The following is a 15454-nucleotide window of genomic DNA, read 5'->3' on the forward strand; positions in this document are numbered from 1 at the left end:
CCACGATGGGCGCATGACGACGACGGACACGGTCGTGTTCGACCGGGTGACCAAGAAGTACGGCGACGTGAGGGCCGTGGACGGCGTGACCCTCACCCTGCGGCCCGGGGAGACCGTGGCGCTCCTCGGCCCGAACGGCGCCGGGAAGTCCACCACGCTCGACCTGCTGCTCGGCCTGAAGCGCCCCGACAGCGGCAGCGTCACCGTACTCGGCACCGGCCCCCGCGAGGCGATCGTCGCCGGCCGGGTCGGGGCGATGCTGCAGAGCGGCGGACTGATGGGCGAGGTGACCGTCGCCGAACTGGTGCGGCTCGCCTGCGGACTGCACCCGCGGCCGTATCCCGTCCCCGAGGTGCTCGCCCGTGCCGGCCTCACCGCGATCGCGGACCGCCGGGCCGACAAACTCTCCGGCGGCCAGGCCCAGCGGGTCCGCTTCGCCCTGGCCACCGCGGGGGACAGCGACCTGATCGTCCTGGACGAGCCCACCACCGGCATGGACGTCACCGCCCGCCGCGCCTTCTGGGCCACCATGCGCGACCAGGCCGACCGGGGCCGCACCGTCCTGTTCGCCACCCACTACCTGGAGGAGGCCGACGCGATCGCCGACCGCGTGCTGGTCCTGCACCGGGGCCGGCTGCTGGCCGACGGCACCGCCGCCGAGATCAAGGCGAGCACCGGGATGCGGCGCATCGCCTTCGACCTGCCCGAGGGCACGCTCGACGAGGCCGCGCTGCGCCGGCTGCCCGCGGTCACGGCCGTCACCCTGTCGCCCGGCGGCACGGTGCGGATGCGGTCCTCGGACGCCGACGCCACCGTCCACGCCCTGTACGGGCTGGGCGTCTACCCCCGCAACATCGAGGTCGCCGGGCTCGGGCTCGAGCAGGCCTTCGTCGCCCTCACCGAGACAGAGGAGGCCGTAGCCGCATGAGCGGTCTGATCCGGCTGGAAGTCCTGCGCGTCCTGCGCAACCGCAAGTCCGTGTTCTTCTCCGTGATCTACCCCGGTGTGCTGTTCCTGCTGATCGCGGGCAGCGCCGACTCCGGGACCACCCTCGGCGACACCGGACTGACCCTGCCCGCCTACATGATGGTCTCGATGGCGTCCTTCGGCGCTCTGACGGCCGTCCTGATGGGCAACAGCGAACGCATCGCCAAGGAGCGCGAGAACGGCTGGGTGCGCCAGCTCCGGCTCACCCCCCTGCCCGGCCGGGGCTACGTGCTCGCCAAGACCGCCGGCGCCGCCGTGGCCGCCCTGCCCGCGATCGTGCTGGTCTTCGTCGTCGCCGCCGTGGTGAAGGACGTCCGGCTCGACGCCTGGCAGTGGCTCGCCCTCACCGGGGCGATCTGGGCGGGCAGCTTCGTCTTCGCCGCCCTGGGGGTGGCCATCGGGTACGCGGCCACCGGCGACGCCGTGCGCCCGATCACGATGATCGTCTACTTCGGACTGTCCCTGCTGGGCGGCCTGTGGATGCCCACCACCACCTTCCCGGGGTGGCTCCAGGACCTGGCCGTCTGGCTGCCCACCCACGCCTACGCCGCGCTGGGACGGGCGATCGAACAACACCACGCGCCGGGCGTACGGGACGTCACCGTCCTGCTGGTCTTCTTCGTGCTCTTCACCGGCGGCGCGGCCTGGCTGTACCGGAAGGACACCCTGAAGGCGTGAGCGGCATCGGCGTCAACATCGGACAGCGTCCCGGGAACCTCAGGCAGCGGGCCGTCAAGGTGCTGTGGACGGCCATCTGGCTGGTGTACCTCAGCGCCCCCGTCAGCGACCTGCTGCACGGCGGACACCCCGCGGGGGTACGCGCCCTCGGCTGGCTCGGGCTCGCCGTGTTCGTCACCTGGTACATGCTGCTGGTCTTCCGCGCCGGGCGGGTCGACCGCCCGGCGCCCGTCCTCGGCTCCCTCGCGGTGCTCGCCGCCCAGTCCTCCGTCCTCGCGCTCACGCTGGGCCGCGAGTGGCTGGTGCTGTTCGTGTACGTCTCCATCGCGTCCGGCGCGGCCCTGCCCCCGCGGCTGTCCCGCTGGACGATCCCCGGCGCGTGCGCGCTGATGACGGGGCTCGCGTTCGCCGTGCCGGACGGCAAGGACCTGCTGTGGGGTCTGCTCGTCCCCGCCCTGCTCGGCGGCTTCGCCATGACCGGCGTACGCGAACTCATCCGTACGACGGTCGCGTTGCGCGAGGCCCGCGCCACCGTCGCCCACCTCGCCGCCAACGAGGAGAGGCTGCGGCTCGCCCGCGACCTGCACGACCTCCTCGGCCACTCCCTGTCCCTCATCACGCTGAAGAGCGAGCTGGCCGGGCGGATGCTCCCGGACCACCCGGACCGTGCGGCGCAGCAGGTCGCCGACATCGAGCAGGTCAGCCGGCAGGCGCTGGTCGACGTCCGGGAGGCCGTCACCGGCTACCGGCGCCCCCGGCTCGCGGGCGAACTGAGCGGGGCGCGCGTGGCGTTGCGGGCGGCGGGGGTCGCCCCCGGCCTGCCCGACCCCGACGACGTCCCCGGGGACGTGCCCGAAGACGCCGAGTCCACCCTCGCCTGGGCGCTGCGCGAGGCCGTCACCAACGTCGTCCGGCACAGCGGCGCCCGGCGCTGCACGGTGGACGTGGTGCGCCGCGAGACCCTCGACGGCCCGGTGCTGGAACTCACGGTGGAGGACGACGGCCAGGGCGGCTCCTCGTACGTCCCCGGCAACGGTCTGCGGGGGCTGGTGGAGCGGCTCGACGCCGTGGGCGGAACACTGGAGGCAGGACCGGTCCGGCACGGATTCCGGCTGGTCGCGCGTGTGCCTGTGGAGACCGCCGCCGACGGGGGGCGGGGAGGGGGAACCGAGTGATCCGCGTCCTGCTGGCCGAGGACCAGGCCATGGTCCGGGAGGCGCTCGCCGCGCTGCTGGGGCTGGAGCCCGACATCGAGGTGGTCGCACAGGTCGCGCGCGGCGACGAGGTCCTGGCGGCCGCCCGCGCCCACGCCGTGGACGTGGCGCTCCTCGACATCGAGATGCCGGGCGCGACGGGCATCGAGGCGGCGGCCGAGCTGCACCGGGCGCTCCCGGACCTGAAGCTGGTCGTGCTGACCACCTTCGGGCGGCCCGGCTATCTGCGCGGCGCGATGGAGTCCGGCGCCGACGCGTTCCTCGTCAAGGACGCCCCGGCGGCCCAGCTCGCCGACGCCCTCCGCAGGGTGCTGGCCGGCGAGCGGGTCATCGACCCGGCCCTGGCCGCGGCGGCCCTCGCCGAGGGCGCCAACCCCCTCACCGACCGCGAACGCGAGGTCCTCCGCGCCGCCGCCGACGGCTCCACCAACGCCGACCTCGCCACCGCCCTCCACCTCTCCCCGGGCACCGTCCGCAACTACCTCTCGACAGCGATCCAGAAACTGGCGGCCCGCAACAGGACGGAAGCGGTCCGCATAGCCCGGGACAAGGGCTGGCTGTAACCGACCCGTCCCGACAGGCAGGACCACCCGCCGGCCGCGCCACCGGAACGGCGCACGCGGTCCACCCCGGATGTCCCTCGCGGGTCCCGGGCAGGCCGACGGCGCCGGCGGGGCGGACGTGGGGTGCCGGCGGCAGGGGCGCGTCAGTTCAGCAACGCCCGTGCCGCCAGGGCCTCGCCGCGGATGCGGGTGGCCGCCGCCGGGTCGACCGGCTCGACGATCTCCGCGTACGCCTCCAGTTCCGCCGCGCCCACCGTGAACTCGCCGCGCTGCACGAGAAGCTGGGCGCGTTCGTAACGCAGGCGGGCCGGGCGGGAGGGGAGGAGCAGGGCGAGGTCCAGGGCCCACAGGCCGACGTCGGTGCGTTCGGGGCGGGCCGCCGCCCAGGCGCGGACGTTGTTCAGGATGCGCGCGACCACCTCCAGCGTCCCCGCCGGGGCCAGCATGGACGGCTCCAGCGGACCTCCGGTGGCCCCGGCGACCAGCAGCTCCGCGTCCGAACCGGTCAGCACCCGGCCCCCGTCGAAGGGGTCGGCCAGCACCTGCCCGGCGCCCGGCCCCTCCGAGGCGCCGAAGCCCACGACGAAGTGCCCGGGCAGGGCCACCCCGTACACCGGTGCGCCCGCCCGCCGGGCCACCTCGATCCACACCACCGACAGCAGGATCGGCAGCCCGCGCCGCCGCCGCAGCACCTCGTGCAGCAGCGAGGACTCCAGCCGCCGGTAGTCGTCCGGCAGGCCGTGGAAGCCGTACCGCTCGCCCAGCAGGTCGCGCAGCGCCACCGCCCACGCGTGCGGCGAGCCCGGCCGGTGCGGCAGCTCGCCCGCCAGCCGGTCCAGTTCGATCTCCACCGCGTCCATGCCCGCCTCGTCGAGCCGGCCGTCGCCCTCCGCGGCCACCAGCAGGCACAAGGCGGACAACCCGGGCCGCTCACAGCGCACCTCCTCGGCGAACCGCTTACGCAGTTCGGCGGAGCGCCCGGGCGGCGGGGGACAGGGAGAGCGCATACCCGGTTCGTGCCCGCTCACGACGTCCCGTCACCCGCCGGGGCCGATGAATCCGGAGCGGATTCTTCCGATGCGGGTTCCTCCGGTGCGCGGTAGTGGTGGTACGCGTGGTGCGGGGCGAAGCCCAGACGGTCGTACAGCGCCCGCGCGCCCTCGTTGTCCGTCTCGACCTGCAGCCAGGCCGCCGATGCGCCCTCCTCCAGCGCACGGGCGGCCAGCGCCCCCATCACGGCCGTCGCCAGGCCCTCCCGCCGCCACGCCGGATCCACCTCGACCGCCGCGAACCCGGCCCACCGGCCGTCCACGACACACCGCCCGATCGCGGCCGGCGCCGACGCGCCCGGCTCCCCCGGCACGGTCGCGAACCACACCGACGGCTCACCCGGGCCCGGGGCGCCCGCAGACCCTCCGCCGAGCACCTGAAGGGCCACCTCGCTGACCCCCTTGCGCTGGTACCGCGCCAGCCACGCCTCGTCCGCGTCCCGCGACAGCACCACCCCGGAGGTGTCCTCGCCCAGATCGGCGACCGGGGCAAGACCGCCCGTCCACAGCTCGGCGGTCACCTCACGGACCCACCCGCGCTGCTCCAGCTCCGCGCACAGCAGCTCCTGCGTGCCCTCCGCGCCGGTCGCGGTCTGCACGTACGCCGGCAGCCCGCGGGCCGCGTACCAGCGGCGTACGGCCGTCAGCGCGTCGTCGAGCGGCAGGCCCGGGTCGCCCAGCGGCAGCACGGAGTTGGCGCGCCGCGTGAACCCCGCGGCCGCCCGCAGCTCCCACTCGCCGAGCCGCTCGCTCTCCACCGGACGCCAGCCGCGCGCGGCCACCCGCGCCAGCTCCTCGTAGGAGGCGGCGGGGCCACGGCGACGCGCCGGGGCGGCCGGCACCACCTTCCCCGCGACCAGCGCCGACTCGGCGACGCGGACACTTTCACCGCTCTTCCTTGTGATCCGCAACACACCGTTGTCCCATGATGTGAGAACGCCGACCGTGTCGCTGAACTTCTCACCCGAAGGACCATGTTCGATCAAGCTCCTCACGGAGACCCGTTTTCCCACGTCAGCAGCGGTGATACGGACCTCGAGGCGCCCGGCGGCCGATATTTCCACAGGTCAGTTCACCCCTCCTGTTCGGATCATGCTCCGGAACGGAGATACTAGGGGCGGGCATCGACGACGCCGCGCTCCCGCGCGCCAGGCGGCGGAGCCTGAGGAGGCCCGCCAGCGCCCTATCGAGGAGGAACGACAGCGTGACCTACGTCATCGCGCAGCCTTGTGTCGACGTCAAGGACAAGGCGTGCATCGAGGAGTGCCCGGTCGACTGCATCTACGAGGGCAAGCGGTCCTTGTACATCCACCCGGACGAATGCGTCGACTGCGGCGCCTGTGAACCGGTCTGCCCGGTCGAGGCCATCTTCTACGAGGACGACACCCCGGAGGAGTGGAAGGACTACTACAAGGCCAACGTCGAGTTCTTCGACGAGCTCGGCTCCCCGGGCGGCGCCAGCAAGCTCGGTCTGATCGAGCGGGACCACCCGTTCATCGCCGCGCTGCCGCCGCAGGCGTAGCCGTCCCGCAGCGGCCCCGCACCGACGCGTCGCCCTCGGTCCCGTACGGCCCGCCCGCCGTACGGGGCCGAGGCGTTCGCCGAACCAGAAAGTGAGCCCCCGCCCGTGTCCGCAGTCTCCGACCGGCTGCCCGCCTTCCCCTGGGACAAGCTGGAGCCGTACAAGAAGACGGCCGCCGCGCACCCCGACGGCATCGTCGACCTCTCGGTCGGCACGCCCGTCGACCCGGTGCCCGAGCACATCCAGAAGGCGCTGATCGCCGCCGCGGACTCGCCGGGCTATCCCACGGTGTGGGGCACCCCGGAACTGCGGGACGCGCTCACCCGCTGGGTGGAACACCGGCTCGGCGCCCGCGACGTGACCCACCGGCACGTCCTGCCGGTCGTCGGCTCCAAGGAACTCGTCGCCTGGCTCCCCACCCAGCTGGGCCTCGGCCCCGGCGACCAGGTCGCCTTCCCGCGGCTCGCCTACCCGACGTACGAGGTCGGCGCCCGCCTCGCTCGCGCCGAGCACGTGGCGTACGACGACCCGACCGAGCTGGACCCCTCGCGGCTGAAGCTGCTGTGGCTCAACTCGCCGTCCAACCCGACGGGCCGGGTGCTCCCCAAGGAGGAGCTGACCCGGATCGTCGCCTGGGCCCGCGAGCACGGCGTCCTCGTCCTGTCCGACGAGTGCTACATCGAACTCGGCTGGGAGGCCGACCCCGTCTCGGTGCTCCACCCGGACGTCAACGGCGGCTCCTACGACGGCATCGTCGCCGTGCACTCCCTGTCCAAGCGGTCCAACCTGGCCGGCTACCGCGCCGCGTTCCTGGCCGGCGACCCTGCCGTGCTCGGCCCGCTGCTGGAGATCCGCAAGCACGGCGGCATGATGACCCCGGCGCCCACCCAGGCGGCCGTGGTGGCGGCCCTCGGCGACGACGAGCACGTCCGCGTCCAGCGCGAGCGGTACGCGGCCCGCCGCACCGCCCTGCGCGACGCGCTGCTCGCCCACGGCTTCCGCATCGAGCACAGCGAGGCCAGCCTCTACCTGTGGGCCACGCGCGACGAGTCCTGCTGGGACACCGTCGCCCACCTCGCCGACCGCGGCATCCTGGTCGCCCCCGGCGACTTCTACGGCCCGGCCGGCGACCGCTTCGTCCGCGTGGCCCTGACGGCGACCGACGAACGCGTCCGCGCCGCGGTCACCCGCCTCACCGCCTGACCGCACCCCGGCACCCCTCCGGACCCGGACACCGCTCCGGACATGCCGAAGGGGCCCGGGGGGAGAGGTCCCGGGCCCCTTCGGTCTCGCCGGGGGCGCCTTCGGCGTACGGGGTCAGCCGAGGGGCAGGCCCTTGACCGGCAGCTTCTTCGCCGGGCCGCCCTTGCCGAGGGAGTCGGTCGGCAGCTCCTTCACCACCGGCACGGCCTTCTTCACGGTCTTGCCCGCGGCCGGGGCCACCTCGGTGGCGTCCGGGGTGGTCTTGTCGACGCCCCGCGTCACGTTGTCCACGGTCTTGACGGGCGCACCGTCCAGGGCGCTCAGTCCGAGGTTCGGGGCGGACGGCAGCGCCGGCGCCGCGCTCGCGGAACCGGCCGCGCCGACCCCGGCGGCCGCTCCCGCAGCGACGAGCAGCGCGGCACGGGCGATCCGACGGGTCAGGGGGAGGGACATGGTGCTCCTTCGACGGCAGACGACAGTGGTGTCCGGGCGGAGGGTCAGGACCGGCCCCGCCCGGGCGCACTGATTACCGCCCGAGTGCCAAGAAGGTTGCGCGCGTGTCCGGCAAAGAGTCGGCAATACGGCACAATGTCGGACCCGTTCAACGCCTGCGGGTGATCACCCGCACGCCTGCACGGGAACGCCCGGGGCTACTGTCCGGTGGAGATCCGGACCGCTTCCGGTTCCCCGTCCGAGCCCGACGACCCCTTGCCGTCCAGCGGCCGCCACCGGCTGTCGGTGTGCCCGGCGACCCACTCCCGGCCGGCGTAGGACACGCTCCGTATGTGCAGATCGGAGGCGTGGGCCACGGCCCAGTGGGCCAGCTGCCAGCCCCGCGCCCTGGCGTCCCGCCGGTCGCCGGAGACGGTGGTGACCGGCAGCGTCACGGTGCCGTCGCCGGATTCCGCTTCCGTGCCGGACGGCTCCGGGGAGGCGGACGCCCGCCCCTTGCCGTCGTCCACCACGGCGCCCGCGGGCTCCAGCACGTCCCGCCCGAAGTCCCGCGCCAGCGCGGCCCGCACCGCGTCCGCGCCCTTCGCCCGGGTCGCCGCCGGGCGGCCGTCGCACGTGAGCGTCGCCCCCGAGCGCCCCGTGAGGGCGGCGGCGAGCAGCGTCGCGTCCGGCTCGTGCTTGGCGTACGCCTGCGGGAAGCCGCTGCGCTGCACCTTCTGCGCGGCCACGGTGAGCGGCAGCCGCGTGTAGCCCGGCACCTTCTCCAGGTGCTCGTAGAACTTCTCCGACGCGTACGCCGGGTCCATGATCTGCCGCGGCGTCCCCCAGCCCTGCGAGGGACGCTGCTGGAACAGGCCCAGCGAGTCACGGTCGCCGTACTCGATGTTGCGCAGCGCCGACTCCTGCAGGGCGGTCGCCAGCGCGATCGTCACCGCCCGCTCGGGCAGCTCGCGCGCGGTGCCCACGGCGGCGATCGTCGCCGCGTTCACCGCCTGCTCGGGGGAGAACTCGTAGACCGCGCCGTCGCCCTTGCCGGACACGACCTTGCAGCCGGGGCCGCCCGTGCCCCCGGTGACGTACTGCACCACGAGGTAACCGGCGACCGCGGACAGCACCGCGAAGGCCGCGCCGCAGCGGAGCAGACGGCCACGGCGCTTGCGCTGGGGAGTGGGGGACGGCTCTGGCACGCGTACAAGGTACTGGAGAGTACGTTCACGCGTGAGCCGGGTGTGGACAGTGGGCCCGGACCCGTCCGCGCTAGGGTCGACGGCATGGCCGACACCCCGCTTGACCTCACGCTGGACGCCGCGCGCCTGACCGCGCAGCTCGTCGACTTCCCGTCCGAGAGCGGCACCGAGAAGCCGCTGGCGGACGCCATCGAGACGGCGCTGCGCACGCTGCCGCACCTGACGGTCGACCGGCACGGCAACAACGTCGTGGCCCGCACGCGCCTCGGCCGCCCGGAGCGGGTGATCCTCGCCGGCCACATCGACACGGTCCCGATCGCCGGCAACGTGCCCTCGCGCCTCGACGAGGACGGCGTCCTGTGGGGCTGCGGCACCTGCGACATGAAGGCGGGCGTCGCCGTCCAGCTGCGCATCGCGGCCACCGTCCCCGAACCCAACCGCGACGTCACGTTCGTCTTCTACGACAACGAGGAGGTCGCCGCCGACCTCAACGGCCTGAAGCACGTCGCGGAGGCGCACCCCGAGTGGCTGGAGGGCGACTTCGCGGTCCTCCTGGAGCCCTCCGACGGCCAGGTCGAGGGCGGCTGCCAGGGCACCCTGCGCGTGCTGCTGAAGACCTCCGGCGAGCGCGCCCACTCCGCGCGCGCCTGGATGGGCTCCAACGCCATCCACGCCGCCGCCCCCATCCTCCAGCGCCTCGCCGCGTACGAACCCCGGTGGCCGGTGATCGACGGCCTGGAGTACCGCGAGGGCCTCAACGCGGTCGGCATCTCCGGGGGCGTCGCCGGCAACGTCATCCCCGACGAGTGCGTCGTCACCGTGAACTTCCGTTACGCCCCGGACCGCAGCGAGGAGGAGGCCCTGGCGCACGTGCGGGAGGTCTTCGCCGACTGCGGCGTCACCGAGTTCGTCGTCGACGACCACAGCGGCGCGGCCCTGCCCGGGTTGTCCCACCCGGCCGCGGCGGCCTTCATCGAGGCGGTCGGCGGCACCCCGCAGCCCAAGTACGGCTGGACCGACGTCTCCCGCTTCTCCGCGCTGGGCGTCCCCGCGGTGAACTACGGCCCCGGCAACCCCCACCTCGCCCACAAGCGGGACGAGCGAGTCGACACGGCCAAGATCCTCGCGGGGGAGGAGCGGCTGCGGTCCTGGCTGACCGCCTGAGGCCCCCGCGCGCGGGAGCGCGTTTGGAACTCTCTCCCGTGGACATGCTGACGTCCCCCGCACGTAACCCGCGGAGATCTACGCTGAGGCGGTACGACCTGGCAATCGGAGGGAGCGCACATGGCTACGGGCAACCCTGAGGGGAAGCGGCAGCCGCCGGAGGAGAAGCGCCTGGGGCCGGTCCTCCGCCGGCGCGGTCAGGTGCAGTCCAGCACCACCGACCAGCGGCTGCTCGACGAGCGCGCGCCGACCGACTGGGTGCACACCGACCCCTGGCGGGTGCTGCGCATCCAGTCGGAGTTCATCGAGGGCTTCGGCACCCTGGCCGAACTCCCGCCCGCGATCAGCGTGTTCGGCTCCGCGCGCACCCCCGCCGACTCGGCCGAGTACGAGGCCGGGGTACGGCTCGGCCGGGGCCTGGTCGAGGCGGGCTTCGCCGTCATCACCGGCGGCGGCCCGGGTGCCATGGAGGCGGCCAACAAGGGCGCCCTGGAGGCCGAGGGCGTCTCCGTGGGCCTCGGCATCGAGCTGCCCTTCGAACAGGGCCTCAACCCGTACGTCGACATCGGTCTGAACTTCCGGTACTTCTTCGTCCGGAAGATGATGTTCGTCAAGTACGCGCAGGGCTTCGTCGTCCTGCCCGGCGGCCTCGGCACGCTCGACGAGCTCTTCGAGGCGCTCACCCTGGTGCAGACGCAGAAGGTCACCCAGTTCCCCATCGTGCTGTTCGGCACGGAGTACTGGGGCGGCCTCGTCGAATGGCTGCGCTCCACCGTCATCGGCACGGGCAAGGCGGCCGAGAAGGACCTGCTGCTGTTCCACATCACGGACGACGTGGACGAGGCCGTGGCCCTGGTCTCCAAGGAAGCGGGGCGTTAGGCCCCTGTGGGCGGAAGGGGCGGCCGGGTTACGACCCCGCCGCCCCGGTTCGCGTCACGCCAGCCCGCGCCGCGCCACCGCCGGCTCCCGGTCCCCGGCGATCGACGACACCATGTCCAGCACCTGACGCGTCTCGGCGACCTCGTGCACCCGGTACACCTGGGCGCCCAGCCACGCCGACACGGCCGTCGTCGCGAGCGTCCCCACCACCCGCTCCTTCACGGGGCGGTCCAGCGTCTCGCCGACGAAGTCCTTGTTGGACAGCGACACCAGCACCGGCCAGCCGGTGGCCACCATCTCGCCGAGCCGCCGGGTCGCCTCCAGGCTGTGGCGGGTGTTCTTCCCGAAGTCGTGTCCCGGGTCGATCATCACCGACTCCCGCGGCACCCCCAGCTCCACCGCCCGCTCGGCCAGCCCCACGGTCACGTCGAGGATGTCCGCCATCACGTCGTCGTACGTCACCCGGTGCGGCCGGGTCCGCGGCTCGGCCCCGCCCGCGTGCGTGCACACCAGCCCCGCGCCGTACCGCGCGGCCACCTCCGCAAGACGCGGGTCCACCCCGCCCCACGCGTCGTTCAGCACGTCCGCGCCCGCCTCGCACACGGCCTCCCCGACCTCGTGCCGCCAGGTGTCCACGCTGATCACCACGTCCGGGAAGCGGCGGCGCACCTCGGCCACGAAACCGACCGTCCGCCGCACCTCCTCCTCGGCGGAGACCTCCTCGCCGGGTCCCGCCTTCACCCCGCCGATGTCGATGATCGCGGCGCCCTCGGCCACCGCCTGCTCCACGCGCGCGAGCGCCGGCTCGTCGCGGAAGGTGGCGCCCTGGTCGTAGAAGGAGTCCGGGGTCCGGTTCACGATCGCCATGATCACCCGCTCGTGCGGTGCGAATTCCCGCCTGCCCAGCCTGAGCATCCCCTGGAACCTCTCCTCGTCCGGCCGTCCGGGCCGCCTCCGTCCGCCCGGCGGTCCCGACTGTCAGACTCGCATGGCACGATCGGAGCCACACATCCGACTCCGACTCATCCGACCGTGGGGGCCCCGGCGATGGTTATGTTCCTGTTCCTGGTCGTCGCGCTGGCCGTCGTGGTGGGCGCGGTGACCCTCGCCGTGGTGGGCGGCGGCGACAACGCCCCGCTGCCCGAGGCGGCGCCGGAGCGGCTCCAGGACTCCCTGCCGCCCGACCGCCCCGTCAGCGGCGCGGACGTCGACCGCCTGCGCTTCCCGCTCGCCGCCCGCGGCTACCGCATGGCGGACGTGGACGACGCCCTCGGCCGCCTCGCCGCCGAACTCGCCGAGCGGGACGCGCGGATCGCCGACCTGGAGTCCGCGCTGGCCGGCGCGCGTGCCGCCGCCGCGCACCTGTCCATGGACAAGCCCGCCTCGCACCCGGAGGACGATCAGCGGTGAGCGACCCCGCCGTCGAGGCGCCGCTCGGTCCTGACGGCCTGCCGCGCTGCCCCTGGGCGCTGTCCGCCCCGGACTACCTCGCCTACCACGACGAGGAGTGGGGCCGTCCGGTCCACGGCGACGACGCCCTCTTCGAGCGGCTCAGCCTGGAGGCGTTCCAGTCCGGTCTGTCGTGGATCACGATCCTGCGCCGCCGCCCCGGCTTCCGCGCGGCCTTCGCGGACTTCCGCATCGCCGACGTCGCCGCCTTCACCGACGCCGACCGCGAACGCCTGCTGGCCGACACGGGCATCATCCGCAACCGCGCGAAGATCGATGCGACACTTGCCAACGCGCGCGTGCTGGCCACCTGGAAACCCGGCGACCTGGACACCCTGATCTGGTCCCACGCCCCCGAAGACCCGGGCCCGGCCCCTCACACCGTGGCGGACGTCCCCGCGGTGACAAGAGAATCCACGGCCCTGGCGAAGACCCTCAAAAAAGAGGGCCTCCGCTTCGTAGGTCCCACCACGGCCTACGCCCTGATGCAGGCCTGCGGCCTGGTCAACGACCACCTGGAAACCTGCGCGGCGAGAACAACGCCCTGAGCTTTGCGGGAAACGGCACGACAAACCCCCTCAGGGGCGCGGGGAACTGCGCGAGACACCACAACGAACCCGCGCCCTGCGACGCCGCCGCACCCCCACGGCGCTCAGGGGCGCGGACTGCGCGACAAGCCACGACGGAGCCGCACACACGCGACCCCGTCGCACCCCCGCCTCACCGCCCCAAGTACTTGGGCTTCTCCTTGTTCACGAACGCCTGCACCGCAATGGCGTGATCCTCCGACGACCCCGCCCGAGTCTGCAGCTCATCCTCCTTCTCCAGCGCCTCCTCCAAGGAGGAGGACATCCCGAACGCCACAGACTCCTTCAGCGCCGCATAAGCCACCGTCGGCCCCTGGGCCAGCCCCCGCGCCACCTTCTCGGCCTCCGCCCGCAGCTCACTCCCCGGCACCACCCGGTTCACGATCCCCAGCTCGTACGCCTCCTGCGCGGAGATGTTCCGGGGGAACAGCAGCAGATCCATGGCACGGCCGGCCCCGATCACCCGCGGCAGCGTCCACGAGATCCCCGAGTCCGCCGTCAGCGCGACCCCCGCGAACGACGTGTTGAACGCGGCCGTGTCCGCGACGATCCGGTAGTCCGCGGCCAGCGCGAACCCGAACCCGGCCCCCGCCGCCACGCCGTTCACGGCGGCCACCACCGGCTTGGCCGCACCCGCGATCGCCTTCACGATCGGGTTGTAGTGCTCGCGCACCGTCGACATGGTCTGCCCCGACCCGTTCTCCCGGTCGGCGGCGAGCAGCCCGATGTGCTCCTTGAGGTCCTGCCCGACGCAGAACGCCCGCTCGCCGGCCGCGGTCAGCAGCACGGCCCGTACGGCGTCGTCGTCCGCGGCGGCCCTGACCGCGTCCCGGAGGGCGACCTTCGCCGCGACGTTCAGCGCGTTCATCGCCTCGGGGCGGTTCAGCGTGATCGTCGCGAGTCCGTCGCTCACCTCGTAGAGCACGGTGTCGGCCATGGTCGTATCCCTCCGTGTGCGGCTCGGGGCGTACTGGTGAGTACGTCCTCTTCCGGAGGACAGCATGACCCAGTTCAGGGGTGTCGGCGGGCGGCCTGGGTGTGACCTGCGTCAAACATTCGTGTCGGGATTCCGGCGCCCGAATGTCCATGCGAGGGCGCAGTATGGCAGCCACATCGCCGAATTGAGTGGTTTTGCTCGCGTGCGTTGCCCAAGCGATGCCTGCTGATGTTGGTCATCGGGGTCCGCCATGCGGGATAATGGCCTGGAAGCAATGTGTTCGATGCCGGTGGCGTGTGTCCTGCTTCAAGGACCGCAGGTGCCCTTCAGTGGGCCGTCGGCTTAGACGGTTGAGCTGGGTTTCAGGAAGGGGAACGAGCATGGCGGCCATGAAGCCGCGGACGGGTGATGGCCCGCTCGAGGTGACCAAGGAGGGGCGGGGCATCGTCATGCGCGTTCCGCTCGAAGGCGGCGGTCGGCTCGTCGTCGAGCTGACCCCGGACGAGGCCGACGCGCTCGGCGACGCCCTCAAGAAGGTCGTCGGCTGACGCGCAAGCGACCATACCCTTTCAGCCGCCCTGGTGCCGCACGCGGTGCCGGGGCGGCTGTTTGCGCACACGTCCGGGGGAACCGACCTCGAAAAAAACCGTGAAACGGCAGGTCACCGCTTCACGGCGCACAGCAGCCCGTCTCCCACGGGCAGGAGCGACGACACCAGCTCCTGGCTCTCGCGAACGGTCCGCACCAGCTCCCGCAGCCGCAGCACCTCCGTCGGCTGGGGGCCGGAGTCCACGGTGCGCCCGTTCGCGAACACGCCTTCGAAGGCGACCAGGCCTCCGGGGCGCAGAAGGCGCAGCGATTCAGCGAGATAGTCCTGGTACTCCTGCCGGTCGCCGTCACAGAACACCAGGTCGTAGCCCGAGTCCGCGAGACGAGGCAGCACGTCGAGGGCAGGTCCGGGGATGAAGCGGGCCCGGTTGCCGGCGAAACCGGCCTCACGGAAGGCCTGCCGGGCAGACTGCTGGTGCTCCGGCTCCTGGTCGACCGTCGTCAGCACCCCGTCCGGGCGCATGCCGTGCAGCAGATGGATCCCCGACACGCCGCAGCCCGTGCCGATCTCCGCGACCGCCTTGGCGTCCACGCTGGCGGCGAGCAACCGCAGGGCCGCGCCCGTGCCGGGCGACACCGAGCGCAGGCCTGCCTCGCGGGCCCGGTCGCGGGCCCAGTGCAGCGCCTCGTCCTCGGCGACATAGGCGTCGGCGAACGCCCAGCTCGTCTGCCGGTTGGCGGTAATGACCCTCTCCTGTCCCCGTGGTTGCCTGGGCGTGACTGTATCCGTTGGCGTCGGGAACCCGCAGATGGGACCAGTCGTTCAAAGGAGAAGAGAGAGACGCGTGCCGGGAAGGGGGGCGAGGAGTGGACGCGGACGCCGAGCAAGTGCGGGCGCAGTCGTACGAGCCGTGCCCGCCCGCATCAAATTCTCGTAAAACCGCTTATCCGGAGCTAACGGGCGAGGTGGCTATGGTAGGGGCTCCACTGGACACCACCAGAGCCGACAGGGGAGGTGCGGCCGCGCCTGTGG

18 protein-coding genes are annotated in these 15454 nt (G+C 73.1%); 11 read left to right on the forward strand and 7 right to left on the reverse strand.

Going from position 1 to position 15454, the window contains the following annotated elements; all coding sequences use genetic code 11:
• Positions 1–13: 13 nt before the first annotated feature.
• Genes AY578_RS21705 through AY578_RS21720 form a run of 4 tightly spaced genes read left to right on the forward strand, consistent with a single transcriptional unit; the run spans position 14 to position 3442 of the window.
• On the forward strand, positions 14–928 hold the full coding sequence (locus tag AY578_RS21705) for an ABC transporter ATP-binding protein (RefSeq protein WP_161107474.1): 915 nt from the start codon (positions 14–16) through the stop codon (positions 926–928).
• Positions 925–1665 carry an ABC transporter permease gene (locus AY578_RS21710; RefSeq protein ID WP_019522282.1) on the forward strand — a complete coding sequence of 247 codons (741 nt, stop codon included), beginning with the start codon at positions 925–927 and terminating at the stop codon, positions 1663–1665. The genes AY578_RS21705 and AY578_RS21710 overlap by 4 nt, the downstream gene beginning before the upstream one ends.
• Complete coding sequence (locus AY578_RS21715) at positions 1662–2840, forward strand: sensor histidine kinase (protein WP_136238478.1); 1179 nt, start codon at positions 1662–1664, stop codon at positions 2838–2840. The genes AY578_RS21710 and AY578_RS21715 overlap by 4 nt, the downstream gene beginning before the upstream one ends.
• Positions 2837–3442: a response regulator transcription factor gene (locus AY578_RS21720; RefSeq protein ID WP_136238479.1), complete on the forward strand. Its 606-nt coding sequence runs from the start codon at positions 2837–2839 to the stop codon at positions 3440–3442. The genes AY578_RS21715 and AY578_RS21720 overlap by 4 nt, the downstream gene beginning before the upstream one ends.
• 143 nt (positions 3443–3585) lie before the next feature.
• On the opposite strand, the gene AY578_RS21725 is transcribed toward AY578_RS21720, so the two are convergent.
• A complete protein-coding gene (locus AY578_RS21725; RefSeq protein ID WP_026243425.1) occupies positions 3586–4449 on the reverse strand; it encodes a transglutaminase-like domain-containing protein in 864 nt (287 codons plus the stop codon).
• 17 nt (positions 4450–4466) lie between these two features.
• Positions 4467–5555, reverse strand: coding sequence for a GNAT family N-acetyltransferase (locus tag AY578_RS21730; RefSeq protein WP_026243424.1), 1089 nt, complete (start codon positions 5553–5555; stop codon positions 4467–4469).
• 140 nt (positions 5556–5695) lie between these two features.
• Here AY578_RS21730 and fdxA point away from each other — a divergent pair, with 140 nt between their 5' ends.
• Together fdxA and AY578_RS21740 are read left to right on the forward strand one after the other, a co-directional pair.
• Positions 5696–6013 (forward strand): ferredoxin, encoded by a 318-nt coding sequence (gene fdxA / locus AY578_RS21735; RefSeq protein WP_019522277.1) that lies wholly within the window; start codon positions 5696–5698, stop codon positions 6011–6013.
• Positions 6014–6118: 105 nt separating this feature from the next.
• Positions 6119–7216, forward strand: a complete 1098-nt coding sequence (locus AY578_RS21740; RefSeq protein ID WP_019522276.1) for a bifunctional succinyldiaminopimelate transaminase/glutamate-prephenate aminotransferase — start codon at positions 6119–6121, stop codon at positions 7214–7216.
• A 114-nt stretch (positions 7217–7330) separates the two neighbouring features.
• On the opposite strand, the gene AY578_RS21745 is transcribed toward AY578_RS21740, so the two are convergent.
• A complete protein-coding gene (locus tag AY578_RS21745) occupies positions 7331–7669 on the reverse strand; it encodes a hypothetical protein (RefSeq protein WP_019522275.1) in 339 nt (112 codons plus the stop codon).
• 197 nt (positions 7670–7866) lie between these two features.
• Entirely contained in the window at positions 7867–8856 is a 990-nt protein-coding gene (locus tag AY578_RS21750) for a VldE C-terminal domain-containing protein (protein ID WP_019522274.1), read from the reverse strand.
• 84 nt (positions 8857–8940) lie between these two features.
• Between AY578_RS21750 and dapE the strand changes: the two genes are divergently transcribed.
• Positions 8941–10020, forward strand: a complete 1080-nt coding sequence (gene dapE, locus AY578_RS21755) for a succinyl-diaminopimelate desuccinylase (RefSeq protein WP_136238481.1) — start codon at positions 8941–8943, stop codon at positions 10018–10020.
• 120 nt (positions 10021–10140) lie between these two features.
• Positions 10141–10899 carry an LOG family protein gene (locus tag AY578_RS21760; RefSeq protein WP_019522272.1) on the forward strand — a complete coding sequence of 253 codons (759 nt, stop codon included), beginning with the start codon at positions 10141–10143 and terminating at the stop codon, positions 10897–10899.
• A 54-nt stretch (positions 10900–10953) separates the two neighbouring features.
• On the opposite strand, the gene folP is transcribed toward AY578_RS21760, so the two are convergent.
• Positions 10954–11814 carry a dihydropteroate synthase gene (gene folP / locus AY578_RS21765; protein ID WP_019522271.1) on the reverse strand — a complete coding sequence of 287 codons (861 nt, stop codon included), beginning with the start codon at positions 11812–11814 and terminating at the stop codon, positions 10954–10956.
• 132 nt (positions 11815–11946) lie between these two features.
• Here folP and AY578_RS21770 point away from each other — a divergent pair, with 132 nt between their 5' ends.
• Complete coding sequence (locus AY578_RS21770) at positions 11947–12309, forward strand: DivIVA domain-containing protein (protein ID WP_026243423.1); 363 nt, start codon at positions 11947–11949, stop codon at positions 12307–12309.
• Positions 12306–12896 (forward strand): DNA-3-methyladenine glycosylase I, encoded by a 591-nt coding sequence (locus AY578_RS21775; RefSeq protein ID WP_019522269.1) that lies wholly within the window; start codon positions 12306–12308, stop codon positions 12894–12896. Before AY578_RS21770 ends, AY578_RS21775 begins: the two co-directional genes overlap by 4 nt.
• Before the next feature lie 172 nt (positions 12897–13068).
• On the opposite strand, the gene chcB is transcribed toward AY578_RS21775, so the two are convergent.
• Positions 13069–13872 (reverse strand): 2-cyclohexenylcarbonyl CoA isomerase, encoded by an 804-nt coding sequence (gene chcB / locus AY578_RS21780; RefSeq protein ID WP_019522268.1) that lies wholly within the window; start codon positions 13870–13872, stop codon positions 13069–13071.
• Between the two features lie 380 nt (positions 13873–14252).
• On the opposite strand from chcB, the gene AY578_RS21785 reads away from it, so the two are divergent.
• Entirely contained in the window at positions 14253–14420 is a 168-nt protein-coding gene (locus AY578_RS21785) for a DUF3117 domain-containing protein (RefSeq protein ID WP_003966491.1), read from the forward strand.
• A gap of 113 nt (positions 14421–14533) precedes the next feature.
• On the opposite strand, the gene AY578_RS21790 is transcribed toward AY578_RS21785, so the two are convergent.
• The gene (locus AY578_RS21790; RefSeq protein WP_078504479.1) at positions 14534–15232 is read right to left on the reverse strand and encodes a class I SAM-dependent methyltransferase; all 699 of its coding nucleotides are present in this window, start codon (positions 15230–15232) and stop codon (positions 14534–14536) included.
• Between the last annotated feature and the right edge of the window lie 222 nt (positions 15233–15454).

The sequence above is a fragment of the Streptomyces thermocarboxydus genome (assembly GCF_024760485.1).
Lineage (GTDB): Bacteria > Actinomycetota > Actinomycetes > Streptomycetales > Streptomycetaceae > Streptomyces > Streptomyces cellulosae.

Bases quoted from the DNA above. Each gene is read 5' to 3' on its own strand.
- AY578_RS21705 (WP_161107474.1), top strand. From the start codon at position 14: ATGACGACGACGGACACGGTCGTGTTCGACCGGGTGACCAAGAAGTAC.
- chcB (WP_019522268.1), bottom strand. From the start codon at position 13,872: ATGGCCGACACCGTGCTCTACGAGGTGAGCGACGGACTCGCGACGATC.
- AY578_RS21710 (WP_019522282.1), top strand. From the start codon at position 925: ATGAGCGGTCTGATCCGGCTGGAAGTCCTGCGCGTCCTGCGCAACCGC.
- AY578_RS21760 (WP_019522272.1), top strand. From the start codon at position 10,141: ATGGCTACGGGCAACCCTGAGGGGAAGCGGCAGCCGCCGGAGGAGAAG.
- AY578_RS21745 (WP_019522275.1), bottom strand. From the start codon at position 7,669: ATGTCCCTCCCCCTGACCCGTCGGATCGCCCGTGCCGCGCTGCTCGTC.
- dapE (WP_136238481.1), top strand. From the start codon at position 8,941: ATGGCCGACACCCCGCTTGACCTCACGCTGGACGCCGCGCGCCTGACC.
- folP (WP_019522271.1), bottom strand. From the start codon at position 11,814: ATGCTCAGGCTGGGCAGGCGGGAATTCGCACCGCACGAGCGGGTGATC.
- AY578_RS21770 (WP_026243423.1), top strand. From the start codon at position 11,947: ATGGTTATGTTCCTGTTCCTGGTCGTCGCGCTGGCCGTCGTGGTGGGC.
- AY578_RS21725 (WP_026243425.1), bottom strand. From the start codon at position 4,449: ATGCGCTCTCCCTGTCCCCCGCCGCCCGGGCGCTCCGCCGAACTGCGT.
- AY578_RS21785 (WP_003966491.1), top strand. From the start codon at position 14,253: ATGGCGGCCATGAAGCCGCGGACGGGTGATGGCCCGCTCGAGGTGACC.